This is a genomic window from Streptomyces sp. NPDC031064, from assembly GCF_055570965.1.
Genome location: NZ_JBVIGF010000002.1, coordinates 479,699 through 495,598, shown reverse-complemented (window position 1 = coordinate 495,598; position 15,900 = coordinate 479,699). Strand labels below are relative to the sequence as shown.

Below are 15,900 nucleotides of genomic sequence, written 5' to 3'. Positions count from 1 at the left end.
CCAGTCTCACTCACCGGACGGAAGTTTCTCCCTTCCGTCCGGATTATGAGACATCTATTTCATCAACCGACATCGAGACGCAGAAGATCTTCCTCTGTCTCGCGCCGGACGATCACGCGCGCCTCGCCGTCGCGGACGGCGACGACGGGCGGGCGGAGCACGTGGTTGTAGTTGCTGGCCATGGAGCGGCAGTACGCGCCCGTCGCCGGTACGGCGAGCAGGTCCCCCGGCGCGACGTCCGCCGGCAGGAACGCGTCCTTCACGACGATGTCGCCGCTCTCGCAGTGCTTGCCGACGACACGGCTGAGCATCGGCTCGGCGTCGCTCGTCCGCGACACGAGCGCGACGGAGTACTCGGCGTCGTACAGCGCGGTGCGGATGTTGTCCGACATGCCGCCGTCGACGCTCACGTACGTACGCAGTCCGGCGAGCGGCTTGACGGTGCCGACCTCGTAGAGCGTGAACGCGGTGGGCCCGACGATGGCGCGCCCCGGCTCGACCGAGATGCGCGGGGTGCGCAGCCCGGCGGCCTCGCACTCCCTCGTCACGATGTCGCGGAGCGCCTTGGCGATCTCGTGCGGCTCGCGGGGGTCGTCGTCGGAGGTGTACGCGATGCCGAGGCCGCCGCCGAGGTCGATCTCGGGCAGCTCGACGCCGTGCTCGTCGCGCACCTGCTTGAGCAGCCCGACGACCCGGTGGGCGGCCACCTCGAAGCCGGAGGTGTCGAAGATCTGCGACCCGATGTGGGAGTGGATGCCGATGAGCTCCAGCCCGTCGAGCTTCAGCGCGCGCCGGACGGCCTCCGCCGCCTCGCCGCCCGCGAGGGCGATGCCGAACTTCTGGTCCTCGTGGGCGGTGGCGATGAACTCGTGCGTGTGGGCCTCGACGCCCACGGTCACCCGGATCTGCACCTTCTGCCGCTTGCCGAGCGACTGGGCGATGTGCGCGACACGCACGATCTCCTGGAAGGAGTCGAGCACGATCCGCCCCACGCCGACGCGTACGGCCCGCTCGATCTCCTCGGCGGACTTGTTGTTGCCGTGGAAGGCGATCCGCTCGGCGGGCATCCCGGCGTCGAGGGCGGTCGTCAGCTCGCCGCCGGAACACACGTCGAGGTTGAGGCCCTCTTCGTTCAGCCAGCGCACGATGGCGCGGGAGAGGAACGCCTTCCCGGCGTAGAACACGTCCGCGTCCGTGCCGAAGGCGTCGGCCCAGGCGCGGCAGCGGGCGCGGAAGTCGGTCTCGTCGAGGAAGTAGGCGGGGGTGCCGAACTCCTCGGCGAGGGTGGTGACGGGGATGCCGCCGACGGTCACGACGCCGTCCTCGTCGCGCCGGACGGTCCGGGCCCAGACCTTCTCGTCGAGCGCGTTGAGGTCGGTGGGCGGCGCGGTGTAGTGGCCCTCGGGGAGGACATCGGCGTGACGGGGCCCGGCGGGGTGTGCGGAACGGCTCATTTCTCTCTCACAAGTAGTCAGGGGCGCTGATGCCGAGCAGGGCCAGGCCGCCGGCCAGCACCGTCCCGGCGGCTTCGGCGAGGGCGAGCCGGGAACGGTGGGCGGCCGAGGGTTTCTCGTCACCGAGGGGCAGCGCGGTGTGCTGGAACGCCAGGAACGCGTCGGCGGTCGTCTCCAGGTGCCGGGCGACCCGGTCGGGGGCGCGGTGGCGGGCGGCGGCTTCGAGAGCGGCGGGGTGATCGCCGAGAGCGGCCAGGAGGCGGGGCGCGTCGGCATCCTCTTCGTAGGCGGGCGTGATGTCGAGCTGGGCGGCGTTACGGAGGAGGGCCCGCGCCCGCGCGTGGGCGTACCGCACGGTGAACAGTGGGTTGGCCTCGCTCTGGGTGAGCAGCCCTTCCGGCGCGAGCGGCCGGTCGTGCGCGGCGGGCCGGAGCAGCGCCCAGTGGGCGGCGTCGCGGCCGAGGGCGCGGACGTCGTACGTGACGGGTACGGGCCGGAGGGTGACGGGCTCGGCCTCGTCGCGTACGTCGGCCCCCTGCGCGGCCAGCAGCCCGCGCACGGCGTCGGCCATGACGACGGCCCGGACGTCGCCGGGGTGCACGATCCGGAAGGCACGCCCTTCCAGGGAGGTGCCGTGCCCGTACTGCTCGCGCCGGTCGAGGATCTCCCGCACCAGGGCGCGGCTGCCGCGATCGGCGAGCGTGATGTTGAGGAACCCGGGCCCGGTGATCTCGACGCGCTCGACGCCCTCCGCCTCGGCGATCCTGGGCCGCAGCACCTGGGCGACGCCCAGCGGCTCCATGCCGGCCTCGCGGGCGAGCTGGAGCGCGGCGTTGGTCGCCCAGTCCCCGCACCCCCCGGGCCGGGGCCGCTCCACCTTGACCCGCTCGGGCACCCGCGTGTGCGCCCGCAGCGCACCCTCACCGACCGCGCGGCGCACGGCGTGCAGCACGGTGAGGGAGAGATCTGCGGGGGTCACGGGACAAGCGTATGGGAGGAGGCCCTCTCGGGCGGAACCGGTTTCGCCATACGGGCAGCGGCGGGCCGGGCCTGTGGCCGCCCTCCGGTGACCCTCGGCCGGCCCTCGACCGGGTCAGCCCCAGGCGCTCCCGGCCCGCCCGGCACCCCGCCGGCCGTCCAGGGGCGGCGGAGGCTCCCGGTGCCTGAGCTGCCGCACGAGCCGCACCAGCTCGGCCGGCTCGAACGGCTTCGCCAGGAACGCGTCCACCCCGGCGGCGAGCCCGCTCTCGACCTCGTACTGCGTGCACGCGCTGATGATCGCCACCGGCAGGTCCCTGGTCCGCGGATCCTCCCGCAACCGCTCGGCGGTCCTCAGCCCGTCCAGCCGGGGCATGACGACATCCAGGGTCACCACGTCGGGGCAGACCTGATGGACCACGTCCAGACACTCGGCACCGTCGGCCGCGGTCACGACCTCGAAGCCCTCCAGCTCGAGATTGACCCTGATCAGTTGCCGGATGACCCTGTTGTCGTCCACGACGAGCACCCGGCCGGACACGCCTGACACAACTCGAGAGTAGGTCGCCCTCCTGCCCTGCGTCCGGGTTTTCCCCACTTCCGCCCCACACGGGCGACCCCGCCTGCCCTGCCCCGCGGAAATACCTGTTCACAGCCACCGCCCGGGAGCTGGTAGGGTTCTACCCGTCACCGCCGAACACGGCGGAACGCCCCCGTAGCTCAGGGGATAGAGCAACGGCCTCCGGAGCCGTGTGCGCAGGTTCGAATCCTGCCGGGGGCACACTGTGTAAGTGTGTCCAAGACCCCGTCACCAGCGGAAACGCTGAGGCCGGGGTCTTCGTGTATGCGCAGCCGTACGCCAGAGCAACGCTGCCGTTCGCGGGGGCGGGGGCGTAAGGGGGTGGGGCGGTCGGCTGTGCGGGGGTGGCCGCTGTGCCGACCGCGTGAGGGAGCGGCTCTAGAGGGGGAGTTGCTGCGCCTTTTCCAGCCCGGCGCTGACCTGGCGCGGGAGCTCGATCTGTTGCGGACCGTCCGCCCTCCAGACCGCTATGCCGTTCTTGGCGATCAGGCTCAGCGGGATCTTCGGGTTGTTGAGGTGGGGACGCGCTCCCCCTTCACGGTAGGTCTCCTCCTGCTTGAGCAGTCGGGCTTCCCACTCCGCGAACTTGTCCTCCAGCCGCGACGGCTCGATCTCGTAGATCACCTCAGGGGCCGCTTGATCGAAGACGGCGACGATCCACAGGTGGACCTTCCTGTAGCGATCGATGTTCTCCAGGGTGAGCGTGTGCTCGGTTGTCACGCTGAGTGAGTTCTTACGCTCACCCCTGGCGTTTATCCGCGCTACCGTCTTGATCTCGTACTCGCGCCCCAGGTCGTCCGTCGCATCGTTGCCGGTGCGCCCGCCGCCCTTTTTCAGATTGAAGAGCTCAAGGAGCATGAGCTCTTTGTAGCCGCCATCGTCGAACACATTATGGATTCGCCGCTTCGAAGCCCTGACCTGGAGGTCCGCTCCTAACTGCACGAGATCCTGAATGTCCCCGCTGGGCTGGAGGATGGCCTGCCGCCGCTGGTCCATCGAAAGTTGATCTGTCACGCGAGTGACAGTCACTCAGGGACAGAGGGCACGTCTACAGACTTTGAGTAACACGCAGCAAGTGACCGGACTTGGGCTCCACCGTCCATCCGTCCTCAAGCAGCGCATCGGTGACGACACTGAGGTCGATCTCGCCGAGATGCCACCCCTCACGAATGCCAGTACGAAGAAGCTCCAGGTACAGGTGGCTGGGCGTCGCGGGATCGGCTGCGGCGATGTTGCGGATCTTCCTGGCGATGAGCTCCGCGTCAACGTGCCGGAGCACTTCTTCGCCGCCTCCAGCCGCTGCCTCCATGGTGATGACGAGGTCCAGGGTGGCAACGTGTTCAAAGCCCGACGCAAGCCCCTTGACCGAGCGCTGGCCCTTGTTGAGTACGACCAGGGCGTCAGGGATGATCCTCAGGCCCGCCGCCAGGATCGCCCGCTGGACCAGGGCCCAGACCTCCCCCGACGAGTTGCCGAAGACCATGCTGATCTTGCCCCCGGGCTTCAGGATGCGCCGGCACTCCGAGAGGGCCTGAGTGAGCATCTGCTCGTACCGGTCGGCTGTTCTCGCACCCTTCGTGCCCCGGCGATCGATTACCGCTTCGCTCTGGACGTCGGTGAAGCCATCGAGCCAGGCTTCCTGGAACAATGCCATATCCGCGTAGAAAAGATTCGAACCGAATGGCGGATCCGTGAACACGTAGTCCACGCTTCCGTCCGGCAGCGGGATCTTCTCGGCACTGCTGATGCCGTAGGAGACCTCGGGGTGGTCGACTTCCTCGACTCCCGGACGGAAGTTCCGGGAGGATCGAATCCATTCATCGGATTTGAGCACGGCCGAGCACTTGCGCAGGAAGAGCTCGTAGGCGTTCCACTCGTAGAAGACCGACGCGACGTAATAATTCGCGTTCGCCGCGTTCAGGGGGCGAGCCTTGGACCATTGGTAGCGCTTCGACGCACGGGTCAGGCAAGCGGTGAATGCGAAAAGGAGCTTTTCCCTGACCCTCCTGTCCTCAACCGCACGAATTCGCTTGTGCAAGGTGGCGAGAACAGCAAGGTTCCGCTTCGAGTAGAAGGAAGCGATGCTTGTCATGCCGCTCTTGCCGAGAGCGGACGCCTTGTACATCTGCCGGTCCGGAGTGATCTCCACCTTCGGGTAGCCGAGCGACTCCACATCGACGACCGGCGGATCCTGGGGCTCCTGCTCGATCTGGGTCGGGGTGCAGGTGCAGCTTACGTAGTCCAACACCTGCTCTTCGCCCACACGGCGATCCCGGCTCGACACCGGTCCGTCACACTTCGGGCAGACCATCTTCAGCTTCTGCCAATGCGCAGCCTCGAGGGCGTGATAGTAGTTCACCGGATGGCTGCACTGCCGGCACTCGACGACGAAGGACCAGACGGCCTTCACCAGTTCGGCATCGGACCGGCATTTGGAGCACTGGACTTCGTACAAGTCGCCCAGCTCGGCCCTGGATTCCTCGACCACCTGCTGCGCATGCTTGTCGAAAAGGCCCTGCTCCACGAGGTTGACGTAATTGCTGCCGATATGACGGCCCAGGACGCTGATGTCGAAGAGCTTCGCGGATCGCCCGGCCATCGCCGATGCCACACCGGTCATGCCGGAGCCCGCGAACGGGTCCACCACCGTGTCTCCCGGCATGGAGTACGCCTCGATGAACGGAAGGATGGCTGGAACCGGGACCTTCGTCAGGTACGCGTGCGCCATGTACGCCGGGTCGCTCCTGCCGACGGCGAGCTCCTCGGGGACCTGCGCACTGTTACTCATAGTCTGTAGCCTCATAGTCTGAGTCGATCTAGGGTCTGGTCGCCATGACCACTCATGGCGACAGCGTCGGTACCCAAGAGCATCGCCTGGTTTTCGGCAGCCAGGTCCGCAAGCTACGGGAGCGAGTCGGCCTGTCGCAGGAAGCGCTGGCCAACGCCGCCGGCGTCCATCGCACGTACGTTTCGAGCCTTGAGCGTGGTCAGCGCAACGTCGGTCTGGACAACATCGTTTCCTTGGCCGGCGCTCTCAACGTGCCCCCGGCAACGCTCCTGCAAGGCCTGTGACCCCGTCGTGACCTCGTTTCAGCCGATGTATTGAGTCACGCAGAATACCGCCCGGGGCGGCCCGCGGCTCCGACCGCACCCCTGTGGTGTCGGACCGCTCCCGGGCCGCCCGGTTACGTCGCCCCGTTACGCGGGACCGGGGCTCAGCCGAGGCGGGGATCAGCCGAGGCGGGGCTCAGCCGAGGCGGGTGAGTTTCTGGGTGAGGGACGGCTCGGTGAGGTCGGTTTTGAGGGCGACCGGGGTGCGGGGGGCGTTCGGGCCGGTGCCGATGGTGAGTTCGCCGATGACGGTGCCGGCTTGTGCGGTGTGGGGGATGGATTCGCCGGGGTTGTGGAAGGTGATGGCCAGTTGCTGGCCGGGGACGCCCACGGCCTTCAGGTCCTTGGTGGCGATGACCGGGGTCCGGCCGCCGAGGCCGTTGTCGATGTGGCCGACGACCTGGCCCTTGGTCACCGCGGGGGCGGAGGTGAGGGCGGTGCGTACCGCCTCGATGACCTTCTTGCTGTTGTCCTGGACCAGGACCAGGCTGTTGGCGCCGTTGGGGTCCGGCGGCGGTGCGTGCTGGTCCATCATCGTGCCGAGGATGAGCCGGTCCTTGCCGTCCACCGTCTTGTAGGCCGCCCAGGACAGCGTGCCGCCGGCGGGGGTGTTCGAGCCGGTCTTGATGCCCCGGATGCTCAGACCGGCCACGAGCAGGCGGTCGTTGTTGTTGTTGATGCGTCCGAGGCCGGGGATGTCGGCGTTCGGCATGGCGACGATCGCGCGGAAGGCGTCGTACTTCATCACCTCCTCGGCCAGCTTGAGCTGGTCGACGGCCGTACTCACGGTCCCCTTGTCCAGGCCGCTGGGGTCGGTGTAGGTGGTGTTCTTCATGCCGAGGGCCTTGGCCGCGTCGTTCATCTTCTTGACGAAGGCCTTCTCGTCATCGGTCCCCGTGTCCCAACGTGCCAGCAGGCGACCGATGTTGTTGCCCGACGGAATCATCAGCATCTTCAGCATGTCCTGCTGGCTGAACGTCTGGCCCACCTTGAGGCCCTCGATGCGCGATTCGTGCTCGGACGTGCCCTCCTGTACGGCTTGGGCGTCGACCGTGATCAGTGGGCCCTTCTCGTTCTTCTTGAGCGGGTGGTCCCGGAGGATCACATAGGCGGTCATGATCTTGGCCACACTCGCCGTCGGGACCGGCTTCTCTTCCCCGAACGTCCCGATGCGCCCCGATCCCACGACCGTCACCGCCGCCTGCCCCTGTGCAGGCCAGGGCAGCGCGAGTGCGTCGCCCGAGAAGGTGAAGGAGGACGTGCTCTCGGCGAGGGTGAAGGCCGGCTCGGGGAGCGGGCGGACGATTTGCACGGTCAGGAGGACCAGCCCGAGGAGCGCCACGAGCGGCGTCCAGATCTTGACCCTGCGCGCGAGCGTACGGGCCGGGGTGGCAGGCGGCTCCGGGGTGTTGGTGAGCTGCGCCAGCAGGTCGAGTGGTGCGGGCGGCGTCGGTGTGGGTGGCGTCGGTGTGGGTGGCGTCGGTGTGGGTGTTGCGGGAGGGAGTGTGGGGGTGGACTTGGGTGCGGGTGCGGGGGTGGACTTGGGCGCGGGTGTGGGGGTGGCGGGCCGTGGGTGCGGGTGGGTGGCCTCATCTGGGGCCGTCCGTTCCGGGACGGGGGCCGGGATCGAGGCGGAGACCGGGATCTGGACCGTTTCCTCCGGGGCGGCCTTGCCCAGGGCGGTGCCTTCGGGGGCCGGGTCGGCCGGGGTGGGGTGGCGGAGGGCTTGCTCGGCTGGGGCTGCTGCCTGGTCCGTGGGGGCTTCGGCGGGCGCCGGGTCGGGGGCCTCGTGCGGCGCCTGGGTGGGGTCCGCCTGGTCGGGGGCCTCCTGGTCGGGGGCCGCCTCGGCCGCGGAGTTCTCGGCGGGCGCCTCGTCTTCGGCGGATGCCTCGTTGGGGGCTTCCTCGGCAGTGGGCTGTTCGGCGGACGGCTGGTCGGGGGCCGCATCGGCCGGGGCGGTCTCTTCCGTGGGCTCCTCGGCAGGCACCTGGTTGGGGGCTGCCTCGGCCGCGGGCTCCTCGGTGGGCTCCTCGTCGGGGGCTGCCTCGGCCGGGGGCTTGGTGGGGGCCGCCTGGTTGGGGGCGGGCTTGTCCGTCGGTGCCACGAGTTGGCGGGTGGCGTCGTCTGTGGCGGGCGGGGGTGCGGGGAGTACCTGGGTGGTGTCGGCCGCAGCCGTCGTCGGCTGCTCTTCCGTGGCGTTTTCCGCGTCGGTGGGACCGCCCGCCATCGCTCTCTCCTTCATATGCCGCAACGCTACTTGATACCGGGATGTGTCCGGTCAGGGCGGATACCAGCCGTTGTGGCAGGAATGCGCCTTCGTCCGTCACCCATCACCGGCGGCTTGACCCGGCGAGGGCCCTGAGGAACTTCGCCGCGATGGGGCCCGCGTCGGTGCCGCCCGAGCCGCCGTCTTCCAGCAGGACGGACCAGGCGAGGTTCTGGTTGCGCTGGTAGCCGATCATCCAGGCGTGGGTGCGTGGCGGGGTGCCGGTGCCGAACTCCGCGGTGCCCGTCTTGGCGTGCGGCTCGCCGGGGATGCCCTGGAGGGCGCGGCCGGCGCCGTCGGTGACGGTGGACCGCATCATGGAGCGCAGGGAGGCGACCACGGCGGGGTGCAGCCGGGCCGGGGCCTGGTACCGGTTCTTCACGGCGGCCGGCACCAGGACGGGCTGCCTGAAGACACCCGCCTTGACCGTGGCGGCGGTGGAGGCCATCACCAGGGGCGACGCCTGTACGCGGGCCTGCCCGATGGTGGCGGCGGCCTTGTCGTTGTCGCTGGTGGCGACCGGGACGCTGCCGTCGTACGTCGCGGTGCCCACGTCCCACGTACCGCCGATGCCGAAGGCGGCCGCGGTGTCGTGCAGGGTGGAGGCGGCCAGCCTGCCGCGGGAGTTGACGAAGAAGGTGTTGCAGGAGTGGGCGAAGTCGTCCCGCAGGGTGGCGCCCTCGGGGAGCACGAACTGGCCCTGGTTCTCGAAGCGCTGGCCGTTGACGTAGGCGTACTTGGGGCAGGCACCCGGGTCGGACGGCTTCATGCCCTGTCGCAGCAGGGCGGCGGCGGTGACCACCTTGAAGGTGGAGCCGGGCGGGTAGCGGCCCTCCAGCGCGCGGTTCATGCCGGCGGGCATGTTCGCGGCGGCCACGATGTGGCCGTTGGAGGGGTCGATGGCGACGATCGCCGCGTTCTTCCTGACCCCGTCCAGCGCCTCGGCCGCGGCCTCCTGGACCCGGGGGTCGATGGTCGTCCGCACCGGTTTGCCGTGGTTCGCCCCCGTGCCGGTGAGCCGCTTCACCACCTGGCCCGATGCGCGGTCCACGACCACGACGAACTTGGACGGGCCCGGGCCGCCCGTGAGCTGCTCGTCGTAGCGCGCCTGGAGACCCGACACGCCCTTGCCGGTCCTGGGGTCGACCTGCCCGACGAGGGAGGCGGCCCGCAGTGCGTGGCCGTTGGCGTCCAGGATGGGGGCCCGCTCCCGTGACTTCAGGGCGAGCGTCTGCCCCGGCACCATGTCGGGGTGGACCAACGCGGTCCGGAACTCCACCTTCCACGCGCCGCCGGTCCTGACCACGGCCGCCCTGGAGTCCCAGGCGTAGTCACCCGCCCCCGGGAGGGCCATCGCCACGCGGAACGGGACGTTCACCCGCCCTTCCGCGTTCCGCTCCCCCGTGCCGGCGCTGATCTCGGTCTTCGACGGCTTGAGGTTCGTCATGACGGACGCGATCAGTGAGCGGGCGTTGCCGGGGTTGTCCGTCAGCCCGCCCGCTCGCCGCGCGTCGCCCGCCTCCCAGGCGTCGAGGAACTTCTCCAGGTGCCCCTTCGCGGCCACCACTCGGGGGTCCTCCGGAACGTCGCGGGCGACGAGGGTGGCGTACCCCCAGTAGCCGACGCCCCCGGTCACGGCGAGCGACGCGATCGCCAGGGCGACCGTCCGGGCACGGGACCGACGCCTGCGGTACGGCGGGGGACCGCCATAGCTGTGGGTACGCGTCATGCGGGCCAGGCTATGCGCGCCGGCCCTTCCCGCAGCGGCGGCATGCGGGAACCGCCGACGGGTTCACCGCGCGCCGCCGCGCAGCCCCGCGTGGGGCTCGGCTGTGAAGCCACCGCGCGGCCCGGTGCACCGGGCTGCTGCGCGAGGCGGTCGGCGCCCACCAACGGGCCGGGCAGTGGCGGGGCATGGACGGGACCGGGCGTGTACGGCCCACTCGACGCACCCCGAGTACTCACCGTGTGTCCCCCTCAGCCGCCCGGCCCTCCTGGCCGTGTCGTGCTAGCCGGACACGTGGTAGTGCCGTATCCGCCACTGGTCGCCGGTGTACCGGGCGAGGACCGAGAGCCGTGCGGGGCGGTCCGGGCCGGTGGGTGGGGTGAAGAGGACGTCGGCGATGCCGCCGATGAGGTCGTCACCGATCGCGTAGGCGTGCAGGACGGTCGCACTCGCCCGCATGCCGGGTGGGACGTGCTCGTAGTACGTCCGCACGGCGTCCCGTCCGAGGAGCGGGGCCGGGGCGAAGCCCTGGAAGAGCGCGTCCTCGGTGAACAGGCCGGCGAGGTCGTCCGGTTGTGCGGCGTCGAAGTGGCGCTGCCACCGGGCGAGCAGGGTGGCGAGCACGCCCGCCGGGGCGGGGCTCACCGCTCGCCACCGGGCTGCCGCCGCTGGCCCAGGGCCGCGAGCGCGGCCACCGGGAGCCAGGGGCCACCCGGGGCCCGGGTCACCGCTTGCCGCCGTCGATGTCGAGGGTCGTGCCGGTGGTGAAGCCGTTTTCCATCAAGAAGGCGGCCGCGTGGGCGACTTCGTCGGCCGTACCGGGGCGGCCGATGGGCAACTGGCCGGCTATTTCCTGGTGATAGGCGCGGTGTTCCTCGGCGGTCATCAGATGGGCGTGCGTGTCAATGGGGCCGGGGGCGATCGCATTGACGCGGAGCGGGGCGAGTTCGCGTGCGAGGGATTTCACGGCCGCTTCGACCGCGCCGTTGACGGCGGCGAAGGCGAAGTATCCGGGATCGGCCTTCCGGTAGAGATATCCCGAGACCAGGGTGAGCGAGCCGGTGGCCTTCGGCATGTGCGGCAGCGCGGCCTTGACGCAGCGGTACTGGCCCCACCACTTGACCTCGAAGAAGCGCCGTACCGCCGCCTCGTCGAGGTCGTCGAACGGGGCGATCAGCGCGCCGGACGCGCAGGTCAGGAGGTGGTCGATGGTGCCCACCGAGTTCATGACGTCCTCGACCGCGGCCGGGTCGGTGACGTCCAGCGCGCGGTACTCGGCGCCGCCGCCGATCCGTTCCGCGTGCTGCTTCACGGTGTCCTCGGTGCGGTCCGTCAGGATGACGCGGGCGCCGCGCGCGGCGGCCAACTCGGCCGTGGCGAGCCCGATTCCGCTGCCCGCGCCGGTGATGACGACGGTGCTGCCGGACAGTGACATGTCTGAGCCTTCCTTTGAATTCAATGCATGTTCCGCCCCCTGCCTCCAGCCTTCCACTTCACAACTTGATCTTCCTTTGAAAACACGGTGCATAATCGTGTCATGCACGATGACGCAAACGAGCTTGCAGGGGGCTGCTCGTGCGGGGGGACAGAGAACGCTCCGTGCGCCGAAGGCCTGAACCGCTATCGCAAAGCGGTGGCGAAAGGATGTATGCCGCTGGCGGGCGCGCCCCGCTGCCTGATCCGGCTCGGTCTGGTGACACCACCGCCCGACGACCCGGACGTACTGGTTCCGGTGGCGCCCACCGTGGCCCTGGCCGAACTGCTCCAGCCGATACGGCAGATCCTCGACTCCCACCAGGAGCGCGTCCAGGAGATCAGCTCCGGTTTCTCCGCGGTGCAGGCGATGTACCGCGCCGCGCGGCGCGAGTCCCAGGACTGGCTCACGCTCATCGACGGCGAGAAGGTGGTGCAGGCCGCCCTCCAGCAGGCCGTGCGCGACTGCCGGTCCGAGCTGATGACCATCCAGCCGTCCGGCGAGCGCCACGCCTATGACCTGGCCGACCCCGACCTGGTCGCCGAGGGGGTCGTCCACCGGACGCTCTATCCGCACGCGGCGCGCACCAACCCGACCCTGTGGCGGCACGTGCAGACGATCGAACGCGCCGGCGCCCAGGTGCGCACCCTGCACCAGGTGCCCGACCGGATGGTGGTCTGCGACCGCACGACGGGCTACCTCGCCTATCGCGGCGGCTCCGGGCACCACGGGGCCGTCGAGATCAGGCACCCGGCCGTCGTGTCCTTCCTGGCCTGCGTCTTCGAGGACGCCTGGGAGCGGGCCACGCCGGTCTCGGCGCCGACGGCCCGCGCCCGCGAGCGGGGCATCGTCGACGAGGTGCAGCGCGCCGTGATGCGCCTGCTGGTGTCCGGGCTGACGGACGACGCCATCGCCCGGCGCCTGGGGGTGTCACGGCGTACGGTGGCGGGCCACGTGGCGGTCATCTCCCGTTCGCTGGGGTCGAAGTCGCGGGCGCAGCTCGGTTACCTCATCGCCCGTACCGGCGCGGTGTCGGCGGAGGAGCCGGACGCCGCCGCCTGAGGCCGGTGGCCGCGGGCCTGCCGTACGGCTCCGATGGCGGCGAGCGCGGCGGTGAGGCCGGCCGACCACAGGATCTGCGGGCGCGCGCCGGGGTCGGCGGCCATGAGCACGATGACGCCGGCGGTGCCCGCGATGGTGGCGAGGGTCACCCAGGGGTAGCCACGGGTACGGATCACCAGCGCTGCGGGGTCGTCGCGTTCCAGCAGGCCCCGCAGCCGCAGGTGGGAGGCGCCGACGGTGAGCCACATGAACAGCATCGCCCCGCCCATCGCCTGGGTGAGGAACGGCAGTACGTGACCGGGCCGGGCCGCCTCGGCCACCACGGAGCAGACGGCCACCGCGGCGGACACCAGCACCGCCCCGCGTGGCACCCCGCGCCGGCAGACGCCCCCCGCCACCGCCGGGGCGTCGCCGCGCCGGGCGAGCGAGAACAGCATGCGCGAGGTGCCGTACAGGTTGGCGTTGAGCGCGGACAGCAGCGCGACCAGGACGACGGCCTCCGTGACCCGGCCCGCGCCGGGGATGCCCAACCGGTCCAGCGCCGCGACGTACGGGCTCTGGCCGGGCCGCGCCACCGTCCAGGGCAGCAGCGTGACCAGGACGGCGACGGACCCCACGTAGAACAGCGCGATCCGCCAGATGGCGCCGCGCACCGCCCGCGCGACCGCCGGGCCCGGGTCGGCCGACTCGGCGGCCGCCATGGCGATGACCTCCATGCCGCCGAAGGCGAACACGACGACGAGCAGTCCCGCGACGATCCCCGTCGGCCCGTGCGGCGCGAACCCGCCGTGCTCGGTGAGGTGGGTGAGTCCCGGTGAGGTCCGCCCGGGCACGAGGCCGCACACCGCCGCCACGCCCAGCGCGATGAACGCCACCACGGCGGCCACCTTCAGGGAGGCGAACCAGAACTCGGCCTCTCCGAAGGAGCGCACCGAGGCCAGGTTGAGCGCCGTGAAGACGGCCAGCACCGCCAGGGCGGCCGCCCAGCGCGGCACGGCCGGGAGCCAGCCGTGCAGGATGCCGGCCGCGGCGAGCGCCTCGACGGCGATGGCGACGGCCGTGATCCACCAGTACAGCCACCCGCTGGTGAACCCCGCCCAGCGGCCCAGCGCCCGGTCGGCGTAGACGGAGAAGGCGCCGGAGGCGGGGATGGCGGCGGCCAGTTCGCCCAGCATCCGCATGACGGCGAGGGCGAGCAGCGCGGCCAGCAGGTAGGAGACGAGGACGGCGGGCCCGGCGACGGCGAGGCCCTGTCCGGTGCCGACGAACAGGCCGGCGCCGATCACCCCGCCGAGGGCGAGCATGGTCAAGTGGCGTGGGCGAAGGCCCTTGTCGAGGTCCGGGTCGAGGCCGGCGGGCACGGTGTGCTCCTTCATACGTACGGGACGCCGGGCACGCACCACCACGGGTGCCTGCCCGGCGTCGGTGCCGTGGCGTCAGGCGATGCGCTGGAGCGTGGCGGTGTGCAGCTCGCCGGCCCGGCCGCCGTCCGGCGTGGGGAAGGTCCAGTAGACGCTGACCGTGCCGGACTTCAGGTCCATGACGTGGGAGACGGTCGTGCCGGACTTCTCCACCCAGTTGACGTGGTAGAGGCCGTCGCCGACCTGGTTGACCGCCAGCGACTCGTTCCCGGAGTTGCCCTTGAACGGGCCCTCGACGGCCTCCCAGTGCAGCTTGGTGCCGTCGGCGGAGTAGCTGTTGCGGAAGACGACGCCGTTGTCGAGGGAGATGCGGTAGGCGTGGCCGGCGAACGCCGGGATGGAAGACTGGGCGGTGACGGCCCGGACGTGGGCGGGGGCGGACTGCGGTGCGGCCGCGACGGCGGCCGGGGCGGCGGTGAGGGCGAGCAGGACGGCGGGGACGACGGCCCGGAGGGCGGTGTGCTTGCGCATGGTGGTGCGTTTCCTTTCGGTGGGGTTACTTCAGTAGGTCGCTGACGGTTCGTCAGGCGTATTGGTAGAGCCGCCCGTGGTCGAGCATCTCCCGGGGCGTGATCCGCCACGGGTCCATCTGCTCGTCGAGCGAGACGACGCGGCCGTACTGGGCGTCGCCGCGCGGCAGGGGGCGGCTCGGTTCGTACTGCGGCCGGCCGGCGTGGCGTTCCTGCCAGCGCGACCACAGCAGGTCGATGAAGGTGTGGTGGAGCCAGAAGACCGGGTCGTTGGGCGAGCTGCCGCCGGTCATCTGGCCGCCCACCCAGGCGTGGACGCGGTTGTGCAGCTTCCAGCCGACGTCGGCGCCGAGCGTCCAGCCCTCCAGCCGGTTGCGGAAGCCGCCGGTGGTGACGGTCGAGTCGTACGGGTAGGCGTCGTACCGGGGATCGGCCAGGGCCTCCTCGACGTCGTCGGGGGTCGGCAGCGTCACGCCGCCCGCCCAGCCGCCGAAGTCCCGCATGAGGAAGGTGTCGTCGGTGACCTGGACGGTGATGGGCCAGTTCCCGGCGGCGTACGCGAACGGCCCGTCCATGACCCGGTGGTCGCCCTCGCGGCCGTTCCCGCCGAGGAGGTCGGGCGTCCACGGGGCGGCGGCCGGCGCGTGGTCGCGGCTCCAGTCCCAGTACGGCAGGGTGACGGAGTCGTCGACCTTGCGCAGCTCGTCCTCGAACGCGACGAGCATCTTGCGGTGCCAGGGCAGGAAGGAGGGCGCCATGTGGCCGTGGCGCTTGCCGCCCTCGCCGTCGGCGACGAAGTACTGGGCGTGCAGCCGTACGTACTCGTCGTAGACGCCCTTGCGCTTGACCGTGATCAGGGCGTCGACCAGCCGTTTGCGCTCGCTCGCGGTCAGGTCCTTGCAGTTCTTGCGTATGTGCACAGTGGTGGTCTCAGTGGTGGTGGATGTTCCCGGCCGCCAGTTGCGAGGCCGGGCCGAGCTGGTCGACGGCCGCCCTGGCGCAGTGCTGCGCGGTGGGGAACGACTCGTAGTGGTTGACGACGCTCAGGTAGGAGCCGTCGGCGCGCCGCATGACGTGCAGCGGCCGTCCGTCGATCCGTACGTCGACCGGCGCGGCGGCGGTGCGCGCGGTGGAGGTCCGCGCGGTGGAGGTACGGAGGGCCGCGGTGGCGGCGACCGGGGTGACCTCGATACGGCGGCCCTTGTAGAGCTCCGTGAAGCCGGCACTCTCCGGAGGAGCCGGAGTGGTGGGCGCGGCGGCCGCCGTTCCCAGGCCGGCGATGACTGCGCCGCCTCCGACGAAGGCCGTCACGGCGGCCGTCTGCTTGAGGACGGTCCTGCGGCTGGGGGTGGACAAAG

The 15,900-nt window shown here is 70.7% G+C and carries 15 protein-coding genes and 1 tRNA gene; 3 read left to right on the top strand and 13 right to left on the bottom strand.

Annotated features, from left to right (window positions below; translation table 11 throughout):
• Positions 1-62: 62 nt before the first annotated feature.
• From lysA to ACZ46W_RS08985, 3 genes are all read right to left on the bottom strand, one after another.
• A complete protein-coding gene (gene lysA, locus ACZ46W_RS08995; RefSeq protein WP_468333673.1) occupies positions 63-1,454 on the bottom strand; it encodes a diaminopimelate decarboxylase in 1,392 nt (463 codons plus the stop codon).
• A gap of 7 nt (positions 1,455-1,461) precedes the next feature.
• Entirely contained in the window at positions 1,462-2,433 is a 972-nt protein-coding gene (gene nrtL, locus ACZ46W_RS08990) for an ArgS-related anticodon-binding protein NrtL (protein ID WP_468333670.1), read from the bottom strand.
• Between the two features lie 114 nt (positions 2,434-2,547).
• On the bottom strand, positions 2,548-3,030 hold the full coding sequence (locus ACZ46W_RS08985; protein ID WP_468333667.1) for a response regulator: 483 nt from the start codon (positions 3,028-3,030) through the stop codon (positions 2,548-2,550).
• Between the two features lie 111 nt (positions 3,031-3,141).
• Between ACZ46W_RS08985 and ACZ46W_RS08980 the strand changes: the two genes are divergently transcribed.
• Positions 3,142-3,213, top strand: a tRNA-Arg gene (locus ACZ46W_RS08980).
• Positions 3,214-3,390: 177 nt separating this feature from the next.
• Here ACZ46W_RS08980 and ACZ46W_RS08975 read toward each other — a convergent pair.
• Positions 3,391-4,026: a PDDEXK family nuclease gene (locus ACZ46W_RS08975; RefSeq protein WP_468333664.1), complete on the bottom strand. Its 636-nt coding sequence runs from the start codon at positions 4,024-4,026 to the stop codon at positions 3,391-3,393.
• Positions 4,027-4,060: 34 nt separating this feature from the next.
• Positions 4,061-5,800, bottom strand: coding sequence for a DNA methyltransferase (locus ACZ46W_RS08970; protein ID WP_468333661.1), 1,740 nt, complete (start codon positions 5,798-5,800; stop codon positions 4,061-4,063).
• Between the two features lie 44 nt (positions 5,801-5,844).
• Between ACZ46W_RS08970 and ACZ46W_RS08965 the strand changes: the two genes are divergently transcribed.
• A complete protein-coding gene (locus ACZ46W_RS08965) occupies positions 5,845-6,084 on the top strand; it encodes a helix-turn-helix domain-containing protein (RefSeq protein ID WP_468333658.1) in 240 nt (79 codons plus the stop codon).
• Positions 6,085-6,259: 175 nt separating this feature from the next.
• On the opposite strand, the gene ACZ46W_RS08960 is transcribed toward ACZ46W_RS08965, so the two are convergent.
• From ACZ46W_RS08960 to ACZ46W_RS08945, 4 genes are all read right to left on the bottom strand, one after another.
• Complete coding sequence (locus tag ACZ46W_RS08960) at positions 6,260-8,365, bottom strand: D-alanyl-D-alanine carboxypeptidase family protein (protein ID WP_468333655.1); 2,106 nt, start codon at positions 8,363-8,365, stop codon at positions 6,260-6,262.
• Between the two features lie 88 nt (positions 8,366-8,453).
• Positions 8,454-10,118 (bottom strand): penicillin-binding transpeptidase domain-containing protein, encoded by a 1,665-nt coding sequence (locus ACZ46W_RS08955; RefSeq protein WP_468333652.1) that lies wholly within the window; start codon positions 10,116-10,118, stop codon positions 8,454-8,456.
• 279 nt (positions 10,119-10,397) lie between these two features.
• On the bottom strand, positions 10,398-10,760 hold the full coding sequence (locus ACZ46W_RS08950) for an SgcJ/EcaC family oxidoreductase (protein ID WP_468333649.1): 363 nt from the start codon (positions 10,758-10,760) through the stop codon (positions 10,398-10,400).
• A gap of 79 nt (positions 10,761-10,839) precedes the next feature.
• Entirely contained in the window at positions 10,840-11,550 is a 711-nt protein-coding gene (locus ACZ46W_RS08945; RefSeq protein ID WP_468333646.1) for an SDR family NAD(P)-dependent oxidoreductase, read from the bottom strand.
• A 213-nt stretch (positions 11,551-11,763) separates the two neighbouring features.
• Between ACZ46W_RS08945 and ACZ46W_RS08940 the strand changes: the two genes are divergently transcribed.
• On the top strand, positions 11,764-12,651 hold the full coding sequence (locus ACZ46W_RS08940) for a LuxR C-terminal-related transcriptional regulator (RefSeq protein WP_366127397.1): 888 nt from the start codon (positions 11,764-11,766) through the stop codon (positions 12,649-12,651).
• On the opposite strand, the gene ACZ46W_RS08935 is transcribed toward ACZ46W_RS08940, so the two are convergent.
• The 4 genes from ACZ46W_RS08935 to ACZ46W_RS08920 all read right to left on the bottom strand — a co-directional run bounded on the left by ACZ46W_RS08935 (position 12,594) and on the right by ACZ46W_RS08920 (position 15,898).
• Entirely contained in the window at positions 12,594-14,012 is a 1,419-nt protein-coding gene (locus ACZ46W_RS08935) for an amino acid permease (RefSeq protein WP_468333642.1), read from the bottom strand. The two genes, ACZ46W_RS08940 and ACZ46W_RS08935, sit on opposite strands and share 58 nt — an antisense overlap.
• A gap of 75 nt (positions 14,013-14,087) precedes the next feature.
• Positions 14,088-14,543, bottom strand: coding sequence for a MoaF-related domain-containing protein (locus ACZ46W_RS08930; RefSeq protein WP_468333639.1), 456 nt, complete (start codon positions 14,541-14,543; stop codon positions 14,088-14,090).
• A gap of 52 nt (positions 14,544-14,595) precedes the next feature.
• Positions 14,596-15,462, bottom strand: coding sequence for a tyrosinase family protein (locus ACZ46W_RS08925; protein WP_468333636.1), 867 nt, complete (start codon positions 15,460-15,462; stop codon positions 14,596-14,598).
• A 10-nt stretch (positions 15,463-15,472) separates the two neighbouring features.
• The gene (locus ACZ46W_RS08920; protein ID WP_468333633.1) at positions 15,473-15,898 is read right to left on the bottom strand and encodes a tyrosinase family oxidase copper chaperone; all 426 of its coding nucleotides are present in this window, start codon (positions 15,896-15,898) and stop codon (positions 15,473-15,475) included.
• Between the last annotated feature and the right edge of the window lie 2 nt (positions 15,899-15,900).